The 25075-nt window shown below is 61.0% G+C and carries 20 protein-coding genes; 6 read left to right on the top strand and 14 right to left on the bottom strand.

Annotated elements, in window-relative coordinates; genetic code table 11:
- The first annotated feature begins 96 nt into the window (after positions 1–96).
- A complete protein-coding gene (locus tag HMPREF3140_RS21185; RefSeq protein ID WP_048985335.1) occupies positions 97–702 on the top strand; it encodes a glutathione S-transferase family protein in 606 nt (201 codons plus the stop codon).
- Between the two features lie 58 nt (positions 703–760).
- On the opposite strand, the gene HMPREF3140_RS21180 is transcribed toward HMPREF3140_RS21185, so the two are convergent.
- From HMPREF3140_RS21180 to HMPREF3140_RS21165, 4 genes are read right to left on the bottom strand one after another with little or no spacing between them, the layout of a single operon-like run.
- Complete coding sequence (locus HMPREF3140_RS21180) at positions 761–2260, bottom strand: FGGY family carbohydrate kinase (RefSeq protein WP_020803781.1); 1500 nt, start codon at positions 2258–2260, stop codon at positions 761–763.
- A 14-nt stretch (positions 2261–2274) separates the two neighbouring features.
- Complete coding sequence (locus HMPREF3140_RS21175; RefSeq protein ID WP_064185914.1) at positions 2275–3693, bottom strand: L-fucose/L-arabinose isomerase family protein; 1419 nt, start codon at positions 3691–3693, stop codon at positions 2275–2277.
- Between the two features lie 34 nt (positions 3694–3727).
- On the bottom strand, positions 3728–4678 hold the full coding sequence (locus tag HMPREF3140_RS21170; RefSeq protein WP_032411007.1) for a transketolase family protein: 951 nt from the start codon (positions 4676–4678) through the stop codon (positions 3728–3730).
- Positions 4671–5501: a transketolase gene (locus tag HMPREF3140_RS21165; protein WP_004893549.1), complete on the bottom strand. Its 831-nt coding sequence runs from the start codon at positions 5499–5501 to the stop codon at positions 4671–4673. The genes HMPREF3140_RS21170 and HMPREF3140_RS21165 overlap by 8 nt, the downstream gene beginning before the upstream one ends.
- 311 nt (positions 5502–5812) lie before the next feature.
- On the opposite strand from HMPREF3140_RS21165, the gene HMPREF3140_RS21160 reads away from it, so the two are divergent.
- On the top strand, positions 5813–6763 hold the full coding sequence (locus HMPREF3140_RS21160) for a sugar-binding transcriptional regulator (protein WP_004893547.1): 951 nt from the start codon (positions 5813–5815) through the stop codon (positions 6761–6763).
- Here the strand turns inward: HMPREF3140_RS21160 and HMPREF3140_RS21155 are convergent.
- The 7 genes from HMPREF3140_RS21155 to fepA form a co-directional block, all read right to left on the bottom strand.
- Positions 6760–7722, bottom strand: coding sequence for an Rpn family recombination-promoting nuclease/putative transposase (locus tag HMPREF3140_RS21155; RefSeq protein WP_021441398.1), 963 nt, complete (start codon positions 7720–7722; stop codon positions 6760–6762). The genes HMPREF3140_RS21160 and HMPREF3140_RS21155 overlap by 4 nt on opposite strands.
- 155 nt (positions 7723–7877) lie before the next feature.
- Positions 7878–8966, bottom strand: coding sequence for an ABC transporter permease (locus HMPREF3140_RS21150; RefSeq protein ID WP_004885708.1), 1089 nt, complete (start codon positions 8964–8966; stop codon positions 7878–7880).
- 1 nt (position 8967) lies between these two features.
- Positions 8968–10494 carry a sugar ABC transporter ATP-binding protein gene (locus HMPREF3140_RS21145; RefSeq protein WP_004893537.1) on the bottom strand — a complete coding sequence of 509 codons (1527 nt, stop codon included), beginning with the start codon at positions 10492–10494 and terminating at the stop codon, positions 8968–8970.
- Complete coding sequence (locus tag HMPREF3140_RS21140) at positions 10494–11102, bottom strand: DUF2291 family protein (protein ID WP_004893534.1); 609 nt, start codon at positions 11100–11102, stop codon at positions 10494–10496. The genes HMPREF3140_RS21145 and HMPREF3140_RS21140 overlap by 1 nt, the downstream gene beginning before the upstream one ends.
- A gap of 10 nt (positions 11103–11112) precedes the next feature.
- Positions 11113–12054, bottom strand: coding sequence for a D-ribose ABC transporter substrate-binding protein (locus tag HMPREF3140_RS21135; RefSeq protein WP_004178959.1), 942 nt, complete (start codon positions 12052–12054; stop codon positions 11113–11115).
- 117 nt (positions 12055–12171) lie between these two features.
- Positions 12172–12831 (bottom strand): enterobactin synthase subunit EntD, encoded by a 660-nt coding sequence (gene entD / locus HMPREF3140_RS21130; protein ID WP_032411008.1) that lies wholly within the window; start codon positions 12829–12831, stop codon positions 12172–12174.
- Between the two features lie 66 nt (positions 12832–12897).
- Positions 12898–15126 carry a siderophore enterobactin receptor FepA gene (gene fepA, locus HMPREF3140_RS21125; RefSeq protein ID WP_070553089.1) on the bottom strand — a complete coding sequence of 743 codons (2229 nt, stop codon included), beginning with the start codon at positions 15124–15126 and terminating at the stop codon, positions 12898–12900.
- A 259-nt stretch (positions 15127–15385) separates the two neighbouring features.
- On the opposite strand from fepA, the gene fes reads away from it, so the two are divergent.
- Genes fes through entF form a run of 3 tightly spaced genes read left to right on the top strand, consistent with a single transcriptional unit; the run spans position 15386 to position 20717 of the window.
- Entirely contained in the window at positions 15386–16594 is a 1209-nt protein-coding gene (fes, locus tag HMPREF3140_RS21120; protein WP_029884207.1) for an enterochelin esterase, read from the top strand.
- A gap of 27 nt (positions 16595–16621) precedes the next feature.
- Entirely contained in the window at positions 16622–16825 is a 204-nt protein-coding gene (locus HMPREF3140_RS21115) for an MbtH family protein (protein ID WP_004176919.1), read from the top strand.
- Between the two features lie 10 nt (positions 16826–16835).
- On the top strand, positions 16836–20717 hold the full coding sequence (entF, locus tag HMPREF3140_RS21110; RefSeq protein WP_070553088.1) for an enterobactin non-ribosomal peptide synthetase EntF: 3882 nt from the start codon (positions 16836–16838) through the stop codon (positions 20715–20717).
- Between the two features lie 64 nt (positions 20718–20781).
- On the opposite strand, the gene fepC is transcribed toward entF, so the two are convergent.
- The 3 genes from fepC to fepD are packed head-to-tail and all read right to left on the bottom strand — an operon-like array spanning position 20782 to position 23569.
- On the bottom strand, positions 20782–21576 hold the full coding sequence (gene fepC, locus HMPREF3140_RS21105; RefSeq protein WP_002893737.1) for an iron-enterobactin ABC transporter ATP-binding protein: 795 nt from the start codon (positions 21574–21576) through the stop codon (positions 20782–20784).
- Positions 21573–22565: an iron-enterobactin ABC transporter permease gene (gene fepG / locus HMPREF3140_RS21100; protein ID WP_032411012.1), complete on the bottom strand. Its 993-nt coding sequence runs from the start codon at positions 22563–22565 to the stop codon at positions 21573–21575. Before fepG ends, fepC begins: the two co-directional genes overlap by 4 nt.
- Positions 22562–23569, bottom strand: coding sequence for a Fe(3+)-siderophore ABC transporter permease (gene fepD / locus HMPREF3140_RS21095; RefSeq protein ID WP_004176917.1), 1008 nt, complete (start codon positions 23567–23569; stop codon positions 22562–22564). The genes fepG and fepD overlap by 4 nt, the downstream gene beginning before the upstream one ends.
- 112 nt (positions 23570–23681) lie before the next feature.
- On the opposite strand from fepD, the gene entS reads away from it, so the two are divergent.
- Entirely contained in the window at positions 23682–24923 is a 1242-nt protein-coding gene (gene entS / locus HMPREF3140_RS21090; RefSeq protein WP_004147525.1) for an enterobactin transporter EntS, read from the top strand.
- Positions 24924–25075: the final 152 nt, after the last annotated feature.

Genomic DNA, 25075 nt, shown 5'->3' with positions numbered 1-25075 from the left:
TTGACTAACCATTGCGGTAAGTATCCCGTGATATTCGCGGCATCGGTTTTCCAGTAAGGTAAAGCCGCAACCCCTTTATCGCAGGCAGGAGTGACGATGAAACTCATTGGTATGATGGATTCACCTTATGTAAGACGCGTGGCGGTTTCTCTGGCGCTCTATGGCGTGGAATTCGAGAGCCTGCCGCTATCGGTCTTTAGCGGCTTTGACGAATTTTCCCGCATTAATCCGGTGGTCAAGGCGCCGACGGTGGTGCTCGATAACGGGACGCAGCTGATGGACTCCACGCTGATCCTCCTCTATTTCGAAACGACCAATCCGGCCGGGCGCCGGCTGCTTCCCGCGCATCCCGAGGCGCTGGCCCGCGATCTGCACCTGCTGGGGGTGATCCTCGCCGCCTGTGAAAAAGCGGTCCAGCATGTTTATGAGCACCGTCTGCGGCCGGAAGAGAAGCAGCATCAGCCGTGGATAGCCCGGGTGACCGGCCAGCTGCTGGCCGCCTGTCGGGAGTGGGACGCCCGGCTGGCAGACCGCGTCGCCGCCGCGCAGCCGGATCAGGTGCTGGTCACCAGCACGGTGGTCTGGTCCTTTATCCAGTTGATGATCCCGGCGGTGGTGTCGGCAGCTGAGTTTCCACATATTCGCGCGCTGGCGGAGAAGGGAGAGGCGCTGCCGGCGTTTCAACAGTATCCGCTGGGTTAACGGCAGGGGGCGTTGGATTGCAGCCGGACGAAGACGTTATCGCCCGGCTGGGTTGCGCTCAGCGTCTTGCCAGCGTCACCGCGTGTTGCCAGGACTGCCATCGTTGCACAAGCCGATGATGCCGGATCAGGTCTGGTGCATAAGTGATGTGTTCTGGTAAAAAGGGCTGAAGCTCTGCCACCGTCAGCTTGTGCAACGCTTTACGCGCCAGCAGTGCCGCGCCGGTCGCCGACAGCTCGGCCACATCGCTGCGCATCACCGGACAACCTAGCAGGTCGGCCTGGTACTGCATTAACCAGTCGTTTTTGGTGGGTCCCCCATCCACCAGCAGCGTGTTGAGCGTAAAGCCATGATGGGCACGCATCGCAGTGATTACATCGGCAATCTGGTAGGTAATTGATTCTAGCGCGGCACGAATGAGATGGGCCCGCTTCACGCCCCGGCTTAATCCATGGATCAAACCGCGGGCCTTATCGTCCCACCAGGGGGCGCCCATGCCGGTGAGCGCCGGCACAAAAAAGACGCCTAAGGTGGAATCTACCGAACGGGGCAGAGCATTCAGCGCCTGGGCCAGTTCGGCGGGAGAGCGTTCGCTCAATCCGGTACTGTCGGCCATCCACGCCACCGCATCGCCGGTATGGGGAATGTTCCCCTCGAGTGCGTAGACCAGCTTTTCTCCGTCGTGCCAGGCCACCGTGGTGGCGAGATTGCTGACGTGAAACGCCACCGAATCGACGGGCGCCATCACCGAGGTCCCTGTACCGTAAGTGGCTTTAACACAACCGGCGGCGCCCAGACCGTGGGCGAAAAGGGCGGCATGCGAATCGCCAATCATCGCCATTACCGGGATCCCATCAGGGAGGGTGGCTAAACCAGCGGTGTAACCAAACAGTCCACTTGAAGGTTTTATCACCGGAAGTGCTGCACACGGAATGCCAAACAGGGCGAGCATATCGGTATCCCAGTCCGCTGTTTGCAAATTCATGAGCTGTGTACGAGACGCGTTGGCGTAATCACAACAAAAATGCTGGCCTTGCGTCAGGTGCCAGAGTAGCCAGCTATCCACCGTACCGAGGCAAATCTCGCCATCTTTCGCTCGGTTCAGACCATCCGGAGTGTGGTCCAGCAGCCAGCGCATTTTCGAGGCGGAAAAGAGCGGGGCGACTGGCAGGCCGGTTACCGCCTTGATCTGCGGCTCATGACCTTGTTCACGCAGTATGTGGCAAAATGCGGCAGTACGTGAACATTGCCAGCTCAGGGCAGGCGCTATGGCCTCGCCCGTTTCCCGATACCAGCCCACGACGGTTTCGCGCTGGTTGCTGATCGCCAGGGCCGCCACACGCTCCTCGCCAACGGCGGCCACTGTGCGAGAAATCACCTCCAGCGACGCGGCAAGGAGAAGCTCCGCTGACTGTTCAACCCATCCTTCCTGCGGCGTAGCGATCTCAAGCGCGCGGGAAAATTGCGCGATTACCCGCCCGTGGCTGTCGAAGGCAACGGCTTTGGCATTGGTTGTGCCCTCATCGAGGGCAATAATAATATCCTTGTTTACCGACATAGCGGCCTCCGGCCTTACTGGTGGAGATAGGTCGACACGCCCAGGTAGCGCGTAAATGCCTCGTGCAAAATTGCGGCACTGGCAGAATGGTTCATCGCGACATGGTGCTCAAAGCCGTTGCGGCAGATCCACGACAGCAGATTTTCCAGGTGGGGAACCTGAATGACCGCCCGACAGCCTACCGTATCGAGGGGATCGTCAACTGACTGACCTTCTCCGACGTAGGCCTTGATTTCGCCAGTCAGGTCGTCGGTGCTGAGGCGAAAATAGGTCAGCACGCCGCTTTTCATGCGACCGTGCACGGCACCGCAGGTGTTTTCTTTGCCGACGGTGGTGCCGATAATATCGGCCGTTCCCATGTGCGGCGACTCAAGGCTGGTCGAGGCAAAGTTCCCACAATGGAACAGCACACATTTATCACGATCGTCGCCGAAGTTATTGTTCCAGTCTGCGATCGAGGCGGGGCTCAGGTTGCTGCTGGCGAGCGCGTACATGGAGAGCGCGCCCATGACATCGACCTCACAGGCGCTTGGCATCAGTTGTCCGGACATCACGCTCATGATGGAGCAGACGTTAATCCCCAGATTTTCCTGCAGCGAGGTCCAGCACTGAATTGCGGTGGTGTCGATGTCGTTGGCAACAATCCACTCGCTCAGGACCACAAACAGTTTCGCCATGGTGATCAGTTTATCTGCCGGAATACCGCTGGCGTCGGCATTATCGATCAGCAGGCGGCGCTTCTCATCGACACGAATATCGTCATCACGCAGGGCTTTAATCCGGGTAAATACCTCTGATAGATCTAACGTTTCCACTGCGATGCCTAAACGTTCGAGCAGTTTTTCACTGTAGCGAACGGTGTTAAAGCCCGCTGGACGGGCGCCAATCGCGCCAACGCGCACGCCGCGCATACTGTTCACCACGCGACATATCTGCTTGAAGCGCCGGAGATCCTGCTCAAACACCTCGCCGCTAAGCGCGCAAACGTGCTGGGTGGTCAGCGTAAACGGGATACCGTACTGGCGCAGGTTGTTGCAAAGGGAAATTTTGCCGCAAAAGCTATCGCGGCGAGTCGACAACCCCATTTTATCCAGATTATCCTCTTCGGCCTGAATAAGCACCGGGACGTTGAGACCGGAGAGGCGCAACGTTTCGGCGATGGCTTTTTCATCACCAAAGTTGGGTAACAGCACCACGACACCGTGAATTTTGTCGCGGTGGGTGCGGAACAGCTCGGCGCAAATTTTGGCATCCTGCCGGGTTTCCACGCCACCCAGTTCCGTCTGGGATGGATCAAGCATAATAGTGTTAATCCCAAGGCGGCTAAACAGCGCTACCGCCTGTTCGCGCGCTTCGGCGACCAGGTAGCTGGGGAAAAATCCCCGGTTGCCAATAATGACGCCCATGGTGAGTTGTTGAGGAATACGGGACATTGCGTTCTCTCCAGTAAGATGTTCTTGTTATTTTTCAGCATGCTTTTTTTGTGAGCAGCTTGCGGGCGTGTTTCACCACCCCGGCGGCATCAATTTCATGGCGCGCACGCGTGGCGGCGCGATCGGCGGCAATGGCGTATTGCCCGTCAGGGATACCTAAGCGCCGCAACGGGATAGCGCACCCGGCCTCGGCCAGCACTTCCGCCACCAGGCTCCCGACGCCGCCGTTGACGTTGTGTTCTTCCACCGTGATTGCGGCCGGACAGGACTGGATTGCCGCCAGTAGCGCCTGGGTATCACAAGGACGAATAGATGGGACACTGATAACGGTGGCGTCAATACCTTCTGCAGCGAGTTGTGCGGCGGCTTCCACAATTTCATGTACCGTTGAGCCCATGGCAACCAGCGCAATATCGCGCCCCAGACGCAGCACATCAATGTTGCCCGGAACAAACCGGTAACGTTCATCATGCAGTTCCGGCAGCGCTTTACCGTCGAGGCGGATATACACTGGCCCGACGTGGGCAAGGGCATAATCAATAATCTGCCGGCACTCGCCGGGACTGGACGGCGCGTAAATTTCAATATTGCCAAAACCGCGCAGAATGGCGATATCGTCAATACTGTGGTGGGTGCTGGCCAGTGGACCGTAGCTGGCGCCCGCGTTCAGCCCGAACAGTTTGACGTTGGTGTTGTTGTAGCAAACGTCGACCTTAATCTGCTCATTGGCTCGTGAGATGAGGAATGGCGCGGCGTTGCAGGTCACGGCCACTTTCCCCCCCAGCGCCAGACCGGCGGCAGCGCCAACCAGCGTCTGCTCGGCGATGCCGACGTTGACCAGCCGGCCAGGGAATCTTTTGATAAACGGAGCAATTTTCGCCGTTGAGGTGGAGTCGGCCACCACCGGCACCAGATCCACGCCGCGGTCTACGGCATCAATAAAGGCATTCACCATCACCGTGGCGAGATGTTCGCTATTACTCATCTTTCAGTTCCTCCAGCGCCAGTTCAATTTCTTCTCCTTTCGGTACCCGGTGATGCCACTCGGGGCGTCCCTGAATAAAGGAAATACCCGCGCCTTTGGTGGTGTTAGCAATCACAACGTGTGGTTTCCCGTTCGGCTGAAGGCCCTCAAGGGTGGCGACTACCTCCGCCATATCGTTGCCGTTGCACTGCGTAACCTCCATGCCGAAAGCGCGCCATTTTTCATCCAGCGGATCGGTATTCATGATCTCTTTGGTCGCACCGGCCAGCTGCAGATTATTTTTGTCGTTGATAATAATAAGGTTATCCAGCTGGTAGTGGGCGGCGACCAGCGCGGCCTCCCAGTTGCTGCCCTCCGCCAGTTCGCCATCGCCGGTGACGACAAATACGCGACGCGGGTTGTTATCGCGTTTCGCTGCCAGCGCAATGCCTACCGCCACGGGCAGACCATGGCCCAGCGCACCGGTATTGAGCTCAATACCTGGCGTTTTGTGCTTTACCGGGTGTCCTGGCAGAGCCGAGTCGGCGTGTTGATAGGTTGCCAGCCAGTCAACGGGAATAAAGCCTGCTTCGGCCAGCACGCAGTAGTAACCACCGACAGCGTGCCCCTTCGACTGAATATAGATATCGCGGTCGTCGCTCTCTTTTCGCGCAGGGGAGCAGTTAAGGATGCGAAAGTAGAGGGCGGTCAGCAGTTCGACTTGTGACAGATCGGCACCGGTGTGGCCGCCTGCCGGGCTTTCCGCATTCAAGACGATGATGCGGCGGCGGATGGCGCGTGCTTTTTGTTCTAACTCCTTAACGGAGAGTGAAAACGGATTCATAAAACACCTCTTGAAAGTAAATTCTTATATGAATAAATATTCCAGCAGGGTAAAAAAACACTTCCCATCCTGACTACCTTTAATCGTCGACAAAACAAGGTATTAATAAGTGATTGAATATATATTCACTACTGATTTATTATTCACATAGGTAAGATATGCCCTGTGACGGGGTTTGTCCACGATTTGTACGGCCTATTTTCTAAAAAAGGAGAAAATGATCACATTTGGATCGTCGGGAAAAGGGCGCTGCGCTTGTTATCTATTCAATGATGCATAAAAATAACGAGCAGAAAACAGAGGGGAATGCCATGTCGAAGCAGGATGAACAGCGGTTGCTGGTGAAGATCGCCACGCTTTACTACAGCGAGAATAAAAAGCAGTCCGAGATCGCCTCGCTGCTGCATCTGTCCCAGTCTTTTGTTTCACGGGCGTTAACCCGCTGTCAGAAAGAGGGGCTGGTGAAAATTACCGTGGTCCAGCCGACAAATATTTTTGTCGATCTGGAAAAGGCGATTGAGGAGCGTTTTGGCATTCGACAGGCGATAGTCGTGGATGTGGGCGAGAACGCCAGTTACAGTCAGGTAAAGCATGCCATCGGCAGCGCAGCGGCGCACTATGTCGAAACGCGGCTGCGGCCGGAAGACCTCGTGGGGATCTCGTCCTGGAGCAGTACGATCCGCTGCATGGTGGATGAGATGCATCCGCAGAACATTCGCGCCGCCGGGGTGATTCAGCTGTTGGGCGGCGTCGGTCCCAACGGCAACGTGCAGGCTACCATTTTAACCCAGCAGCTGGCGGCTCATTTAGGCTGCCCGGCTTGGCTGTTGCCGTCGCAGAGTATTGAGCACTCCGTGGAGGAGCGCAGCCGTCTGGTAAACAGTCCGGACGTCGCGGCGGTGGTGGCGAAATTTGCCGAAGTGGATGTGGCCATCGTCGGTATTGGTGAACTGGAGCCTTCGCAGCTGCTGAAAAACTCCGGTAACTATTATAATGAAACCATGCTCCAGCTGCTGGCGGCGCGCGGCGCGGTGGGGGATATCTGCCTGCATTACTATGATGCGGCGGGCAAACCGGTACTGAGCCAGGATGAGGATCCGGTGATCGGTATGGAACTTGAGCAAATTCGTCGCTGTCCGCAGGTGATTGCGCTGGCCGGCGGCGTGGACAAAGAGAACGCCATCCGCGGCGCGTTGCAGGGCGACTATATTGATGTCCTGATCACCGACTTCCCGACCGCGCGCGCGTTAATTAAGGGCTAAGCGGGGGGAGACTGGCGTGCCTGGCGCGCCAGCGTCGCCAGTTCGTCCGCGCTGAGGCGAGTCATCCGCAATACGGTTTCAGTGTCCATGCCGTTCTCTAACATCATCAGCGCGATGCGGCAGGCTTCGCGATGCTCACCCGCCTGTAAACCTTCGTTCAAGCCTTCCTGTAACCAGCGTTGTTTTCCCTCTTCGCGCCCTTTCTGCTTCAGGTACTCGGCAATCGTCATCAGGGTATCCTCATATTGCGGCAGACGTTCGACCAGCTGGTCGATAAAGTTGTCCGGGTCGGCGCTATTGCCATGCAGCGACATATAGGTAAATAACGTTTTGAACTGCTGGTGGTCAGTGTATCCCATCAGCACCACCTCCACCAACTGCTGGAGGATATGGCTAAGATCGCGTTGACGGATGTGTTTCTGGACCAGTTCCAGAAGCGCGATCCGCCGATGCTGTAATATGGCGTCGTCGGGAATATCGGTCACATCGACGAGCGGAAAAGCCCCGAGATAAAGCTGCTTTGCCGGTGAGTCAGGTGGGAACTCGTCCAGCCAGCACAGTGAAAAGGGATAGGGAGAAATGCTGCCATGATAAAACAGCATGGGGATCACCAGCGGCAGCGCTTTATGGCCGCGATCAAGATGCTGTTGCATGGCCGCGAGGGCATAGCGCAGGAGTCTGAACGCCATATGGCTGTCCGGGGTGCTCTGATGCTCAATGACCACATAGATATAGCCCTCTCCCTTGCTGGTCTGCAGAGAGTAGAGAATATCGGAATAGCTGGCGCGCAGGTTGTCCTCAACAAAGCTCCCGGATTCCAGGTGCAGAGTGCTTAAGTCGCACAGTTGCCGCAGCGCGGGCGGCAGATGAATATCCAGAAAATCGCGTGCGGTTTCGTTGTCGCGCAAAAAGCGTTTAAACAGGCTGTCGTGCGGGGTCGAGTGCGGACGTTTTTTCATGGCTTCCTTGCCTGGCAGAGCAGAGTGGCGGGATGCTACCACCGCTTGCCGTCGGGCAGGATTTTTCGATGAGATTTTGCGAAGCGCCTCGGAGAAAGGCGCATCGTGAGTCAGGCCCGCTCCCCCTGTGGCCTGAGCCACAGGAGGTCTTGCGGTTACTTATTCTCCATGACCGCTTTCTGGGCGACCACCGCCGCTTTCTGCTGCATCCGGTTTTGCATCTGATCGATAATGACCGCCACAATAATCACGATCCCTTTGATGACCATCTGCCAGAACTCGCTCACCCCCATCATCACCAGCCCGTCGGCGAGAAAACCGATGACAAACGCACCAATCAGCGTACCCAGAATGGTTCCCCGGCCGCCGGCCAGCGATGTTCCGCCCAGTACGACGGCGGCGATAGCATTCATCTCAAAAGCGGTACCGTTAGCCGGATGGCTGGCCAGCAGCTGCGCGGAGACCACGATCCCGGCAATGGCGGCGCAAAAACCGGACAGCGTGTAGACCAGCACTTTAATTTGCTTCACTTTCACGCCGGAAAGCTCGGCGGCGCGCTCGTTGTCACCGATCGCATAAACATGGCGGCCAAAAGGCAAACGCCGGGCGATATAGGCGATGATCAGCGCCAGGAGGATCATCAGCCAGATGGCCCACGGGATGCCAAAGAGCGCACCTGCGCCAATTTCATCGAAACCCGTGTTGCCCAGCTGCGGATTGCCCGCGAGCCCGGGGAAGGTTTGGCCATCAGAGGTCAGCATCGCGGCTCCGCGGAGCACATACATGGTACCGAGGGTGCAGATAAACGGCGCCACATTGTAGCGGGTAATGATCCAGCCATTAACGGCGCCAATCAGGGCGCCTATCAGCAGCACCAGGGGCACAATGACCCACACGCTTGGAAAAATGGCGATGCCGAACATCGGCAGGACGATCCCTTTGGTGATAAGCCAGCCGGCTATCATTCCGCAGAGACCGAGCGTGGCGCCAATCGAGAGGTCGATACCGGCGGTGATAATGACAAAGGTGATCCCCAACGCCAGAAAGGCGTTAATCGCAATGTGTTTAATCATAATCACCATGCTGCCAGCGGATAAAAATCCGGGCACGGTCATCGTGAAGAAGCCGACAATCAGAAACAGCGCGATAAAGGTGCGCAGTTTTAATAACAACAGCAGGATATTTTCACGGGAGAGAGAGGCTCCGCCGCGCGGCGCCAGTGCGACCGATTGTGTCATTTTCATCTTAGAACCCCTGAGCGCTTGCTGAAACCAGCGCCGACTCTTCGGCCTGGTCACGAACGATATCGGCGGTCAGTTTGCCGCCTGACATCACCAGGATACGGTCAGAGACCGCCATGATTTCTTTTAAATCGGAGGTGGAGAACACCACCGCCATTCCCTGCTGCGACAATTGCACCATCATGCGAAACACATCCCCCTTGGCGCCGATGTCGATTCCGCGCGTAGGCTCGTCAAGAAACAGCACCTTCGGATTGGTTAACAGCGAACGGCCAATCACCACCTTTTGCTGATTGCCGCCGCTGAGCGCCTGGATCTCGACCTCTGGTGATGAGACCTTAATGGAGAGATTGCCAATCGTGCTGGCGACGACGGCCTCTTCCTCTTTATTGGCAATGGTTAACCCGCGCTGAAGACGACGCCACAGGCTGGCAATGGTCAGATTGCTGGCGACTGACGAGATGGGAAAAATCCCGGTCCGCTTACGATCTTCCGGCACCAGACTCATGCCCATGCGGATGCGTTCGGCCGTGGTTAACCGCTGGGGAACCGGTTTGCTGTCCAGCCAGATCTTGCCAAAGTAGTGGCGCGCTGTCCCCAGCAGACATTCAAACAGCTCGGTTCGTCCGGCGCCCATCAGGCCGTAGATCCCAATAATTTCACCGGCATGTGCTTTAAAACTGACGTTATCCACCACCGTATTGCCCGCGGCATTCACGCAGGTCAGGTTCTCCACTTCCAGCAGTGGGGCGCCGAAGCGGCGATCCGGGGGAAGAAAATGGCTTACCGGATCGCTTCCCAGCATTTCACGGACGATCCATGGCACATCAATTTCACTCACCCTGGCCTCCGCCTGGAATTTGCCGTCACGCAGAATGGTAATGACGTCGCCGATGGCCATCAGCTCCTCCAGACGGTGTGAGATGTAGATGATGGACACCCCCTGACGCGTCAGTTCGCGGATGACCCGAAACAGGATATCCACCTCGGTTTTGCTTAAGGCGGAGGTGGGCTCATCAAGGATCAGAATGTCCGCATTTTCCGCCAGCGCTTTGGCTATCTCGACCAACTGCTGCTGACCGACCTTCAGGTTACCCACCAGCTCCCGCGGCGAGATCGGCTGGTCGAGTCGCTGCAACAGCTCCGCGGCTTGTCGTTCCTGCTCTGCTTCGTTAATTGGCGTAAGCCCGCGCTGTAGCTCGCGGCCAAGAAAGATATTTTCCGCGACGCTAAGATTTTCAAACAGGTTCAGCTCCTGGTGAACCATACCAATACCGTGGGCGGCGGCCTCGCGGGTGCTGGAGAAACGGACAAGCTTACCGTTGAGCTCCATTTCGCCCAGGCTCGGCTGTTGCACACCGGCGAGAATTTTCATGAGCGTTGATTTACCCGCGCCATTTTCGCCGATGATCACGTTAACTTTGCCACGCCAGACGTTGTAGTCGACGTTATCCAGCGCCACCGTGCCGGGGAACAGCATGGAAATACCACGGGTGCGTAAAATGATCTCCTCTGTGGGTGAACTGGCCATCAGCGCGCCTCCTGTTTTAGCGCAAGAGCGGCCGCATCCTGCAGGCTGCCGTTAACCACCGTGGCCGCAAAGAGAATATCGACAGGTTTGCCTGCCCAGCTCGCGTCCACTGTCGGCAACGATTTTATCGCCTCCCGGTTGTAGGCGCGTGAAAGCTGCGCAAACTGCACCTGGTTGGTAAAGTCTTCAAATTTGAACCCGCTGGCATCGCGAATGGCGTTGCCCCGCATGACAGGACCCAGCTGCACGACCAACGGCTGGCCGTGTAGCGTAAGAGTGAGCTTTTGCTCGCGTGGGTTGCTGACGTCAATCCCGGTCACTTCGCTGCTCAGGCGAACAAAGACGCTCTGTGGCGTCGCGCCAGAGGCCTGACGCACTTTTTCCAGCGCAGTCGCGTCCAGCGCATGTTGGTTCGCTGCGTCAATCACTCGAGATTGCCAGGTTTGTTGCGCGATCTGCTGCGGGGTGAGATGGTCGAAGCTGGGTTTCGCGTTCGGGTCGGCAGGCAGCACTGGCTTGCCATTCTCATCTAAGTCCACCACCGTGCAGGCCGTCAGCAACAGGGCGGCGCAGCCCATCAGCACGGCGCCCCATTGTTTTAACCGCATCATTTCCGCCTTACTCGCTGAGGTTGAACATGTTGAGTTTTTTCGCATTGCCACTATCGATGAGGATGCAGTCCATCAACTGCTTCTCTTCTTTTTGGGCTTTCCCGTTCTTCAGGAAAAAGTCCGCCTGTTCCACGGCCATTTGCGCCTGCTTCCAGCCAGGCTGGAGAACCGTGGCTTTAATGTTGCCCTGCTTGAGTATCGAGTCGCGGGTGTAGTCGCTACCGTCAAAGCCGACGACAATCACGTCGTTTTTACCCGCGGCTTTCAGCGCCGCTTCCGCCCCCAGCGCCATGGTATCGTTGCCGGAAATCACACCGACGATATCCGGATTGGTCTGCAGAATAGCTTCCATACGGGTAAAGGCTTCCGTCTGGCTCCAGTTCGCCGTCTGCTGGGCGACCATTTTCATTTCCGGATAGTCGTCCAGCACATCGTGATAACCCTGCGAGCGGACGCTGGCGTTGGTGTCGGACTGACGACCTAACAGTTCGACATACTTGCCTTTACCGTTGAGGAGGCTGGCGAATTTTTCCGCGCCAAGCTGGGCGCCCTGATAGTTGTTAGAGACGATCTGCGCCACGGCGACGCCGGTTTTATTGATCTCTCTGTCGATTAAAAATGCCGGCACACCTGCCGCTTTTGCTTTTTCCAGCGGGCCGACGGTGGCATCCGCGCCAGCGTTATCCAGGATGATGGCTTTGGCTTTCCGCGCAATAGCCGTTTCAATCAGTTGGTTTTGTTTGTTGACGTCGTCGTCGTGGGAGGCGACCAGGGTGCTGTAACCCAGCTCTTTCGCTTTCGCCGCTGCGCCGTCAGCCTCCGCTTTAAAGAATGGATTATCATGTGAAGGGGTAATGATCGCGATCAGGCCATTATCGGCGGCGAAAAGTGAGCCAGATGCGGCCATCATGGAGGCAAACAGAACAGACTTTATCAGGGTAGTTTTCATTATTATCTCCGCATTGAATATATATTCAATAATGATTTATTATTCAATGTAACCATAAAGCGGCCAGCCAGAACTGTCTACGGTTTGCACAGGTAATTTCTTAAAAAGCGAAAAGGATCACGCTTCGCGAGGCGGGCAGGTACAGGTAATAACGAAATCGTCTTTTATCAGATGATTGATTTGCAAGGTGAAATCAGCAAGCTGTACGGAGAAGCTGGCGGTAAAACGTAAATGAACCTGCTGCGCAGTGAGCGCCACAATTCGGGCGCTGTGGAAGCCGGGCAGGGCTAAAGCGTGTGAAGACCAGGCCTTAAACCCACTCTCTTTTGCCGAAAACGCCAGCGTCAGCGCCAGCGGGAAGGGCAGGCCGCTGCGCAGCAGCGCCGTTTTTTCCGCCGGGCTGATAATGCTGCTCTCCAGCTCCGCGGCCAGCTGTGGGGTAAACCGGCGCTCGATATCGACGCCCACCGGCCGATCGGCGATCACCGCCAGCGCGCGCTGGCCGCAATGACTTATGCTGCCGAACCAGGGCGTGGGCCACAGCGGCTGGCGCTGGTCGCCGATGGCGGGAAGCCGTTTCTCCCCCACCTCGCGCAGGGCGTATGCCGCGGCGATGCGTCCGGCCAGGTGCTCCGCCTGCCGCTTGCGGCCCCACCCGGTCAGGCTGGCGTGATAGGGCAGCCAGAACAGATCTTCAGGCTGGAAAGTCGCCGGGTCGAAGTCGATCTGCTGGATGGTATAGCCGGCCAGAGGCAAAACGGTGCGATGGTGGCGCATAGGATAAGGTTACCGCGGTTGCCCCCGCCCTTTGTCCAGCAAGGGCGGGGGAGGGAGAACCCGCTATCAGAAGTGGGTGTTGACGCTCAGGTACCAGGTGCGGCCCGATTCATTGTAGGTCTCGGCGCCGGCGCCGTACATCGTGCCGGTGGCGCCCCCGGTGGTCTGGGCGTTGCCCGCGCGCCAGTGGCGCTTATCGAAGACGTTATCCACGCCGCCGGTCAGACTGACGTATTTGGTGACGTCCCAGGTCGCGCTCAGGCCGAGGATGCTGTAGGGGCTAACCTCGTTCTTCTCGCTGCCGGTGACCGGTTGACCCTTGTAGTTGTACTTCTTCGGCTCCTGCTTGCCGTACCAGGTGAAGGTCGACTGCAGCGAAACGTCATCGCGAACCTGCCAGCTCAGGGTGGAGTTCAGCGTGTATTCCGGGATAATCGACAGACGATCGCCGGTCTTTTTGTTCTTACTCTGCAGCATATAGGTGATGTTGTTGGTCCAGTTGACGGTCTCGCTCACCGGAACGTTCAACGTCCCCTCCAGACCTTCCACCACCGCTTTCGGCCCGTTTTCCCACTGGTAGAGATCGGTACCTTTATTGTTTTGATAGACCGGGGCATAGCCCGCTTCAATCTTGTTGCGGTAGTCGTTGCGGAACCAGGTGACGCCCGCCAGCCAGCCGTCGCGTTTAAACTCGAGGCCAATCTCTTTGTTGATACTGGTCTCGGCTTTTAAGTCGTCATTACCCTGCAGATAGCAGCCGTCTTTACTGGCGTAGCAGCCCTGGCCTTTACTGTAGAGAATGTAGTTCGGGTTGGTCTGATACAGGCTCGGCGCTTTATAGGCGCGGGCGATGCCCATCTTCAGCGTGAAGTCATCCCACAGGCCCTGCGACAGGTTGAGGGACGGGCTCCAGTTATTGCCGACAATGCTGTGATGATCGAAACGCAGCGCCGGAGTCAGCATGGTGGTGTCGGTCAGCTCCATGTTGTTCTCGGCGAACAGCGAGAAGATTTCCGCCTGCGAGTACGGGCTGCGGCCGGTGCTGTCGTAGCCCGGAATTTCGCCTCCCGACAGCGCCTGGGTGTTGGACGCGTTATCCTTCATCCGCTGTTGATTCCACTCGCTGCCCAGCGTCAGGTTCTGATTAACCAGATAGTCGAAGGGAATGCTGACTTCGCTGTGCAGCATCACATCCGCCAGATCGATATCCGTGAACTGGTTGCTGTTAAAGATCCCCTCGGTGCCGCCGGCCAGGCCTTCGCCTTTGCGCGAGTTGCGGGTGCGTTCGTACTGCGCCCAGTTGCTGGTGGTCACCCCGTTGTCCCAGGCGCCGTTCCAGGTAACCGAGTAGGTGTTGCGATACAGACGGTTGGTCTCTTTGCCGTAGTTCTCTTTTACCAGGTCGTTGGAGTTGGTGTTCTGGGTATCGCCGGCGTAGAGGTTGCCCTGGCGGCTGTAGCCGGCCTCAAACTCCAGCGACTGCATCGGAGCGAATTCCCAGCGCACCAGACCATCGATGTTTTTGTTTTTCACCCCTTCGCGCCCGGCCGGCAGAGTATCGGCATAGATCCCGGTACGCTCGGACTGATGGCCCTGGTTGATATCCCAGGCGTCAGCCTGCGTTTTGTCGAGGTTACCGAACAGGCGGAAGCTAAAATCGCCGCCCAGCGGGCCGCTGAGGCTGAAGTTAGTGCGTTTGGTGGAGCCTTCATCCTTGTGCTCCGGGGCGTTCATATAGGTGTTCCATGAGCCGTGCCACTCATCGCCGGTTTTTTTGGTGATGATATTCACCACGCCGCCGGCGGCGCCGTTGCCGTAGCGGGCGGCGGCCGGGCCGCGAATCACTTCGATACGTTCGATCATCTCCGGCGGCACCCAGCTGGTATCGCCGCGGGTGTCGCGCTCGCCGCGCCAGCCAAGGCGCACGGAGTTGCGGCTGGTGACCGGCTTGCCGTCGATCAGGATCAGGGTATTTTCCGGGCCCATGCCGCGGATATCAATCTGGCGGTTGTTGCCGCGCTGGCCGCTGGTGGAGTTGCCGGTCAGGTTGACTCCCGGCATGGTGCGAATGATCTCCGAGACGTCGCGCGCCGGGGGGCGTTTGCGGATCTCATCGGCGGTGATGGTGGAGACGCCCGGCGCCTGCAGGTTCTGCTCGGCGGCGGTGACCACCATGGTCTCTTCAGCGGCGCTGTTTTTATCGTCGGTGGCGGTTTCCGCTGCGCTTAACGGAAAAGCAACCCCGTAAATTCCCAGATTGACCAGCAAGGCCAGGGATTTGATCCTGTTATTCATTGTTATTCCTGCTTTTTGTCGCCACGTTCCCCAAACGCCCCTTCCCACCGGGAGGGGAGGCGGCATAAATGTTGCCAAAAGCGGGCAAAGGCACTCCGTCGCTGGCTGAATAAGCCCGATTTGACATGTTCTGATGAAAGACGCGCTTCCCACGGCGCGCTAATACGCTATTGCAAATGCAAATAGTTATCAATAATATTATCAATAAATAATGACAATTAATTAAAAAAGTCACGCTATACATAGGGTTAATGACAGAATGTTAAGGACAGGAAGCGAGGAGTGGTGGCAAACCCTGCGGGGGCCGCAGTGCCGCGCAGTGGATGACGCCATCGAGGTAACGTTCTGGTGGCGGGACCCGGCGGGGGATGAAACCTGCTCTCCCCATCGTCGGGTATGGCTCTATATCACCGGCGTGACCGACCACCATCAGAATGCGCGGCCGCAATCGCTGCAACGTCTCCCCGGGACCGACGCCTGGTTCTGGCGCACTACGCTGTCGCCGACCTGGCGCGGCAGCTACTGTTTTATTCCCTCCGACCGTGACGATGATTTTTCCCCTGAGGTGTTCAGCGCTGATGCGCCCGACCGCGCGCTGCTACGCGAAGGCTGGCGCAAACTGCTGCCGCGGGCGATAGCCGATCCGCTGAACCCGCACAGCTGGCGGGGCGGACGCGGCCATGGCGTGTCCGCCCTGGAGATGCCGCAGGCCCCCGCGCAGCCTGGCTGGGACCCGCTTAATGAGGCACATCCTGCCGCCCGTTGCCTTGAGTGGCGCAGCGCGCGTCTGGGCAACCATCGCCGGGTCTGGATCTACACCACCGGCGAGGCTGTCGACCCGCAAACGCGGCCGCTGGCGATCCTGCTCGACGGCCAATTCTGGGCCGAGAGCATGCCGGTGTGGTCGCCGCTGGCCGCCCTGACCCGCGAGGGGAGACTGCCGCCGGCGGTCTACCTGCTGATCGACGCGATCGACAACCAGCGCCGCGGGGTTGAGCTGCCCTGTCACCGCGATTTCTGGCTGGCGGTGCAGGAGGAGCTCCTGCCGCTGGTCCACGGCTATGCCCCGTTCAGCGACCGCCCGGATCGGACGGTGGTGGCCGGGCAAAGCTTCGGCGGTCTGGCGGCGATGTTCGCCGCTCTCAACTGGCCGCAGCGCTTTGGCTGCGTGCTCAGCCAGTCAGGCTCCTACTGGTGGCCGCACCGTGATGGCCGCGGGACGGGCTTTATCGGCGAACAGCTTCGCCAGGGTGAGGTGTCCGCGGCCGGGCTGCGCGTCTGGCTGGAAGCGGGCCAACGCGAACCGATCATTTTTCGCGCGAACCAGGTGCTACTGGCGCAACTCACCACAACACAGCAGACGATTTTCTGGCGTCAGGTTGACGGCGGGCATGATGCGCTTTGCTGGCGCGGCGGGCTGACGGCAGGGCTTATCCAGCTCTGGCAGCCTCTGCTGTCGCACCCTTAGCATCGCGTTTTACGACAGGAGTTTGATATGCAATTCAGTAACCCCTTCGACAATCCGCAAGGGCAGTTTTACATTCTGCGCAATGATCAACAGCAGTACAGCCTGTGGCCGGCGCACTGCGACCTGCCTGCCGGCTGGACGGTGGTGTGCCCCCCGCAGTCGGCCGAGGCCTGCAACGCCTGGCTGGCGGCCAACTGGTCGACACTGACCCCCGCCCATCATGCGTCATAAGGAGCTGACAATGACCACTCGTTTACCGCTGGTTGCCGCGCAGCCGGGGATCTGGATGGCCGAGCGCCTCTCCACTCTGCCAGGCGCCTGGAGCGTAGCCCACTATGTTGAACTACGCGGCGCCCTCGATCCGACGCTGCTGGGAAAAGCGATTGTCGCCGGTCTGCAGCAGGCGGACACCCTCAGCCTGCGCTTTGAGGAAGAGGAGGGGGAAGTCTGGCAGTGGCTGGCGGCCGACCGCACCTTTGGCGAACCGTCGATCATTGACCTGCGGACGGCGCCGGATCCGCATCGCGCCGCCACGGAGCGGATGCAGGCGGATCTGGCGCAGGATCTGCGCGTCGACGGCGGCAACCCGCTGGTGTGCCATCAACTGCTGCGCGTCGGCGACGACTGCTGGTACTGGTATCAGCGTTATCACCACTTGCTGGTGGATGGCTTCAGCTTCCCGGCGATAACCCGGCAGATCGCCGCCATTTATCGCGCCTGGCAGCGGGGGGAAGCTACTCCTGAGTCGCCTTTCACCCCCTTCGCCGAGGTGGTGGACGAGTACCAGCGCTACGCCGGCAGCGAGGCCTGGCAGCGGGATAAAGCTTTCTGGCAGGCCCAGCGCCAGGCGTTACCGGCGCCTGCCTCACTCTCTGCCGCGCCGCTGGGCGGGCGCGCCGCCGGGAGCGATATCTGGCGGATGAAGCTGGAGATGAACGCCGACGGCTTCCGCCGCCTGGCCAGCCATGCGCCGCAGTGTCAGCCCGCTGATCTGGCGCTGGCGCTCACCACGCTGTGGCTGGGCCGCCTGTGCAACCGGATGGACTACGCGGCGGGCTTTATCTTTATGCGCCGGATGGGTTCAGCCGCGCTGACCTCGACGGGGCCGGTGCTCAATGTCCTGCCTCTGGCGGTGCATATTGACGCCCGGGAGACGCTGGCGGACCTGGCGATGCGCCTCGCCGCTCAGCTGAAAAAGATGCGCCGCCATCAGCGCTATGACGCCGAGCAGATCGTCCGCGACAGCGGCAAAGCGGCAGGGGACGAACCGCTGTTCGGCCCGGTGCTGAACGTCAAAGTCTTTGATTACCAGCTGGATATCGATGGTGTGCAGGCAGTGACCCACACCCTCGCCACCGGCCCGGTCAACGATCTCGAGCTGGCGCTGTTCCCGGATGAGACCGGCGGGCTGTCGCTGGAGATCCTCGCCAACAAGGCCCGGTACGACGAAGCCGAGCTCCGTCGCCACATGGCGCGACTGACCGCGCTGCTGGCGCAGTTCGCCGCCGATCCGGCGCTGCGCTGCGGCGAAGCAGAGATGCTCTCCGCCGACGAGCTGGCCCGGCTGGCGGCGGTCAACGATACCGCTGTGCCGCTGCCTGCCACCACCCTCAGCGCGCTGGTGGCCGACCAGGCGCGGAAGACCCCGGATGCCCCGGCGCTGGCGGACGCCCGCTGGCAGTTCAGCTATCGCGAGATGCGTCAGCAGGTGGTGGCGCTCGCGCAGCTGCTGCGTCAGCGCGGCGTGAAGCCTGGGGACAGCGTGGCGGTGGCCCTGCCGCGCTCGGTGTTCCTGACCCTGGCGCTGCACGGCATTGTCGAAGCGGGGGCCGCCTGGCTGCCGCTGGACACCGGCTACCCGGACGACCGCCTGCGGATGATGCTGGAAGACGCCCGGCCGTCGCTGCTGATCGCCACGGAGGACCAGCTGGCCCGCTTCAGCGATATTCCGGGGCTGGAAAGCCTCTGCTACCAGCAGCCGCTGGCCGCCGGGGATGAGGCGCCGCTGGCGCTGTCAAAACCAGACCATACCGCCTACATCATCTTTACCTCCGGCTCCACCGGGCGGCCGAAAGGGGTGATGGTCGGCCAGACCGCCATCGTCAACCGCCTGCTGTGGATGCAGGATCGCTATCCGTTATCTGCCGACGACGTGGTGGCGCAGAAAACGCCGTGCAGTTTCGACGTGTCGGTGTGGGAATTCTGGTGGCCGTTTATCGCCGGCGCGCAGCTGGTGATGGCCGAGCCGGAGGCGCACCGCGACCCGCAGGCGATGCAGCAGTTCTTCGCCCGCTACGGCGTGACCACCACCCACTTTGTGCCGTCGATGCTGGCGGCGTTTGTCGCCTCGCTGGATGCCGACAGCGTCGCTGCCTGCCGCACGCTGCGGCGGGTATTCTGCAGCGGCGAAGCGCTGCCGACAGAATTGTGCCGCGAGTGGGAGCGCTTAACCGGCGCGCCGCTGCATAACCTGTACGGCCCGACGGAGGCGGCGGTGGACGTCAGCTGGTACCCGGCCTGCGGATCTGAGCTGGCGGCGGTGACCGGCAGCAGCGTGCCGATTGGCTGGCCGGTGTGGAACACCGGGCTGCGCATTCTCGATGCCGCGATGCGCCCGGTGCCGCCGGGGGTGGCGGGGGATCTTTATCTCACCGGCATCCAGCTGGCGCAGGGCTATCTGGGGCGCCCGGATCTCACCGCCAGCCGCTTTATCGCCGACCCGTTTGCCCCCGGCGAGCGGATGTATCGCACCGGCGACGTGGCGCGCTGGCTGACGAACGGCGCGGTGGAGTACCTTGGCCGCAGCGACGATCAGCTGAAGATCCGCGGGCAGCGCATCGAGCTTGGCGAGATTGATCGGGTGATGTTGGCCCTGCCGGACGTGGGGCAGGCGGTGAGTCACGCCTGCGTCTTCAACCAGGCGGCGGCGACCGGCGGTGATGCCCGACAGCTGGTGGGCTATCTGGTCTCTGACTCCGGCCTGCCGCTGGATACCGCGGCGCTGAAAGCGCGGCTGGCGGAACAGCTGCCGCCGCATATGGTGCCGGTGGTGCTGATGCAGCTCGCTGAGCTGCCGCTGAGCGCCAACGGCAAACTGGACCGCAAAGCGCTGCCGCTGCCGACCCTCGGCGGCGAGCGCAGCGGCCGGCCGCCGGAGCCCGGCATGGAAACTCTTGTCGCCGCCGCCTTCAGCCAGCTGCTGGGCTGCGAGGTGAACGATATCGACGCCGATTTCTTCGCCCTTGGCGGTCATTCGCTGCTGGCGATGCGCCTGGCGGCACAGCTCAGCCGCCAGCTGGCGCGGCAGGTGACCCCGGGGCAGGTGATGGTGGCCTCGACGGTGGGCAAACTGAGCGCGCTGCTGGCCGCCGATCTCAGCGATGAGCAGGCCCAGCGCCTGGGGCTGGATACGCTTCTGCCGCTGCGCGAGAGCGACGGCCCGACGCTGTTCTGCTTCCATCCCGCCTCCGGCTTCGCCTGGCAGTTCAGCGTCCTGGCGCGCTATCTCAGCCCGCGCTGGTCGATTACCGGTATTCAGTCGCCGCGCCCGCAGGGGCCGATGGCCAGCGCCGCCAGCCTCGACGAGGTGTGCGAGCATCATCTGCGCACGCTGCTGGCGCAGCAGCCGCACGGCCCTTATTACCTGTTCGGGTATTCGCTGGGCGGCACCTTAGCCCAGGGGATTGCCGCCCGCTTGCGCCAGCGCGGCGAAGCGGTGGCCTTCCTCGGCCTGCTGGATACCTGGCCGCCGGAGACGCAAAACTGGGCAGAGAAAGAGGCCAACAGGCTGGATCCCGAGGTACTGGCGGAGATCGACCGCGAGCGCGAAGCGTTCCTCGCCGCCCAGCAGGGGCAAGCCTCCGGCGAGCTGTTCAGCGCCATCGAAGGCAACTATGCCGATGCGGTGCGGCTGTTAACCACCGCGCATAGCGCGAAGTTTGACGGCAAGGCGACGCTGTTCGTGGCGGAGAAGACGCGGCAGGAGGGGATGGATCCGCAGGTCGTATGGGGCCCGTGGGTGGGGGAACTGGAGGTGTTCAGCCAGAACTGCGCCCACGTCGATATCATCTCCCCGCAGGCCTTTGAGGCCATCGGTCCGGTGGTCAGGGAGATTCTGGGGTAACGGTTGAGTTCGGGCTACAGCAGGTAGCCCGGCTCAGCGTAGCGCAAGCCGGGGAAAGAGGAGATTACCGGCGGCCCAGCGGGACCACCAGCGGCGTATGCGCCACCGGATCTTCAATGATCGTGCAGCGCAGACCGTAAATCCGTTCAATCAGATCGGCGGTGACGATCTCCTTCGGCGCCCCCTCGGCGACGATCCTGCCGTCGCGCAGGGCGATCAGGTGGGTGGCGTAGCGGCAGGCTTGGTTAAGATCGTGCAGCACCGCCGCCAGGGTATAGCCCTTCTCGCGATTCAGCTCGCTCAACAGTTCCAGTAGGTCGATCTGATGGCTGATGTCCAGCCAGGTGGTCGGCTCATCCAGCAGCATAATCGCCGTTTCCTGGGCCAGCACCATCGCAATCCACGCCCGCTGCCGCTGGCCGCCGGAAAGCGTGTCGACGCTCTGCAGCGCCAGATCGCTGATCCCGGTCGCCCGCATCGCCTTGTTCACCGCCTCTTCATCTTCTTTGCGCCAGCGGGTAAACAGCGGCTGGTGCGGATAGCGCCCGCGGGCCACCAGCTCCTGCACCGTGATATCGCCAGGAGTGGTGGCATTCTGCGCCAGCAGCCCGATGCGGCGGGCAACCTCTTTACTGGCGTACTGCTGGATCTGCGCGCCGTCGAGCCAGACGTGGCCGCTGGCGGGCGTCATCAGGCGACTGAGGGTGCGCAATAGCGTCGACTTGCCGCAGCCGTTGGGGCCGATAATGGCGGTGAAGTGACCGTCAGGGATGGTCACGTTCAGCGACTCGGCGATGGTCTTGTTCCCGTAGGCCAGGGTTAACTGCTCGCCGCGCAAACGGGAGGGGACAGCACTCATTTTTTGCGGGACTCCTGAATCAACAATGCAATAAGGTAAATACCGCCGAGGCTGACGGTTAACACGCCAACCGGCAGCTGCCACGGCATAAACAGCCGTTGGGCGCCGTAATCGGCCAGCGCCAGCAGCAGAGCGCCGCACAGGGCCGACTGGGTCAGTCCCCAGCGGGCCGTGCCGCTCAGGCGGCGGGCGATATGCGGCGCCACCAGCGCGATAAATGAGATCGGCCCGGCCAGCGCCGTCGAGGCGGCGGTGAGCACCACCGCCACCAGCATCAGCAGCAGGCGCGAACGCTCGACCTGCACCCCCAGCGCGCAGGCGGTATCGTCGCCCATCTCCAGCAGCCGCATCCGGCGAACCAGCAGGGCGCTGCTCACCAGCATCAGCAGGATCAGCGGCGCCGACGGCCAGGTTTTACCCCACGTCAGGCCGTTGAGCGATCCGGCGTTCCACAGGCCCGCAGAAAGGGCGGTCTCCAGCGAGGCGCGCAGCAGCAGCCAGGTGTTGAATGCCACCAGCATGGCGCGCACGCCGATGCCGATAATGATCAGGCGGAAGGTTTCGATCCCGTTGCGCCAGGCCAGCAGCCAGACCACCAGCGAGGTCAGCACCCCGCCGGCCATCGCCGCCAGGGCGATCGCCGTCAGGTTCTGGCCGAAGAGGACCATTGCCACCAGCACGCCGCTCCAGGCGCCGGTGTTAAAGCCCATCACGTCCGGGCTGCCGAGCGGGTTACGGGTCAGCGACTGGAAAATGGCGCCGCTGATGCCGAGCGCGGCGCCGATGAGCAGCGCCATTAACACCCGCGGCAGCCGCCATTCGTTCACCACCATCGCGACGTTGCGCGGCGCATCGCCGAACAGCGCCGAGAACACCTGGTCAATCGTCAGGGGCACCGGGCCTTGCGCCAGCCCGAGCAGAGAAATCAGCAGGCTGGCGGCCATCAGCAGCAGGCAACTGGCTATCAGGCGGCGGGACGGAGCAATCACAGGCCACCTCCCCGCGGCTGGCGGCGCACCAGCCAGATCAGCACCGGCGCGCCGAGAAAGGCGCTCACCACCGATACCCGCAGTTCGCCGGGCACCAGCAGGCGGCCAATCACGTCGGCAAACAGCAGCAGGGCCGGGGTGGCGAGCAGGGTGACCGGCAGCGACCAGCGATGATCGGCCCCCACCAGCCAGCGCGCCATATGCGGCATCATCAGGCCGATAAAGGCGATGGGGCCGACGACGGCGGTGGCGCTGCCGCACAGGACGGTGATGACGATCAGGCCGATCAGCTGGGTGCGGGCGACGCGGCTGCCGAGGGCGGTGGCGGTATCGTTGCCCAGGCTCAGGCTGTTCAGCGCCCGGCTCAGCAGCAGAGCGGCGATCCCCGCCACCACTACCGGCAGCAGGACAATTTTCAGCGTTTGCAGGGTGCGGATATCCAGCGAACCGGCCTGCCAGAAGCGTAGCTGATCGTAGACGTCCGGGTTGAGCAGGGCGATGCCGTTGGACAGCCCCTCGAGTACCGCCGCAAGGGCGACCCCGGCGAGAGTGAGGCGCACCGGGCTCAGCTGACCGCCGCCCTGGCTGCCGGTAAAGGCTACCAGCAGCGAGGCGCAGAGCGCGCCGCAGAACGCCAGCAGCAGCTGCTCCTGCGGGGAAGTGATCCCGAACAGCGCCGCGCCGAGGACGATGGCGAAGCTGGCGCCGGAGTTGACCCCCAGCAGGCCGGGGTCGGCCAGCGGGTTGCGGGTGAGCGTCTGCATCAGCGCGCCGGCGAGGCCGAGGGCGACGCCGGCCAGCAGACCGGCCAGAGTGCGCGGCAGGCGCGCGTCCAGCACGATAGTGCAATCAGCGCTTTGACAGGTTCCGCTGAAGGCGGTGAATACCGTGCCGATCGGCAACGATTTGGCGCCGATGGTCAGGCTAAGCGCGGCGGCTAAGGCGAGTAATAGCAACAATCCGGGCACGGCGACAGAGCGTACCGCGGTCGTAGAAAACGACATAACTGACATCCCTGATATGATAATGATAGTAATTATCGTTATCGATTTTATTCAGCTATGGTAGCATGACCCACAGTAAAAAGGGTATTAAAAATAACGACAAGGCGCTGTAATGAACCGACAATCCTGGCTGCTCAATCTCAGCCTGCTGAAAACTCACCCGGCGTTTCGCGCCGTTTTTATCGCTCGCTTTATCTCTATTCTATCGCTTGGCCTGCTGGGCGTGGCCATTCCGGTGCAGATCCAGATGATGACCCATTCGACCTGGCAGGTCGGGCTGTCGGTGACGCTGACCGGGGCGTCGATGTTTGTTGGTCTGATGGTGGGGGGCGTGCTGGCTGACCGCTATGAACGTAAACGCCTGATCCTGCTGGCGCGCGGCACCTGCGGCGTGGGTTTTGTCGGCCTGTGTCTGAACGCCCTGCTGCCGGAGCCGTCGCTGGCGGCGATTTATCTGCTGGGGATCTGGGATGGGTTCTTCGCCTCGCTGGGGGTGACCGCGCTGCTGGCGGCGACCCCGGCGCTGGTGGGGCGGGAAAACCTGATGCAGGCCGGGGCCATCACCATGTTGACGGTGCGCCTTGGCTCGGTGATTTCGCCGATGATCGGCGGCCTGCTGCTGGCCACCGGCGGCGTGGCGTGGAACTTCGGCCTGGCGGCGGCGGGGACCTTTATCACCACCTTAACCCTGCTGCGTCTGCCGCAGCTGCCGCCGCCTCCGCAGCCGCGCGAGCATCCGCTGCGCTCCCTGCTGGCGGGGCTGACCTTCCTCTGCCGGAGCCCGCTTATCGGCGGGATTGCGCTGCTTGGCGGTCTGCTGACCATGGCCAGCGCGGTGCGGGTGCTCTATCCGGCGCTGGCCGGTAGCTGGCAGATGTCGGCCGGACAGATTGGCCTGTTGTACGCCGCTATTCCGCTCGGTGCGGCGCTGGGGGCGTTGACCAGCGGCCAGCTGGCCCAGACGGTGCGGCCGGGCGCGCTGATGTTGGCGACCACGGTGGGATCGTTTGTCGCCATTGCGCTGTTCAGCCTGATGCCGCACTGGGCGTTGGGCGCGCTGTGCCTGGCGCTGTTTGGCTGGCTGAGCGCTATTAGCTCGCTGCTGCAGTACACCCTGATCCAGACCCAGACGCCGGAACATATGCTCGGGCGGATTAACGGTCTGTGGACCGCGCAAAACGTCACCGGCGACGCCATCGGCGCGGCGCTGCTCGGCGGCTTAGGGGCGGTGATGACGCCGGCGGCATCCGCCAGCGCCAGCGGCTGGGCGCTGGCGCTTGTCGGCGTGCTGCTGGTTGGGCTGCTACGCGAGCTGCGCCGTTTCCAGCGCCCGGAAATTGTCAACGAAAGTTAAGTAGGGTGCGCTTGCCCGGTGGCGGCTGCGCCTTACCGGGCCTGGGGTACGGCAGGCCGGTGCAAGCTCAGTAGGCCGGGCAAGCGCCGCGCCGCCCGGCAAAGAGTTCAGGTTGCGTGCCCCGGCCTGATGCCCGGTGGCGGCTGCGCCTT

The sequence above is a fragment of the Klebsiella sp. HMSC16A12 genome (assembly GCF_001808265.1).
GTDB lineage: Bacteria > Pseudomonadota > Gammaproteobacteria > Enterobacterales > Enterobacteriaceae > Klebsiella > Klebsiella pneumoniae.
The sequence above is the reverse complement of the archived record's forward strand: the minus strand, read 5'-3'. Positions and strand labels throughout refer to the sequence as shown.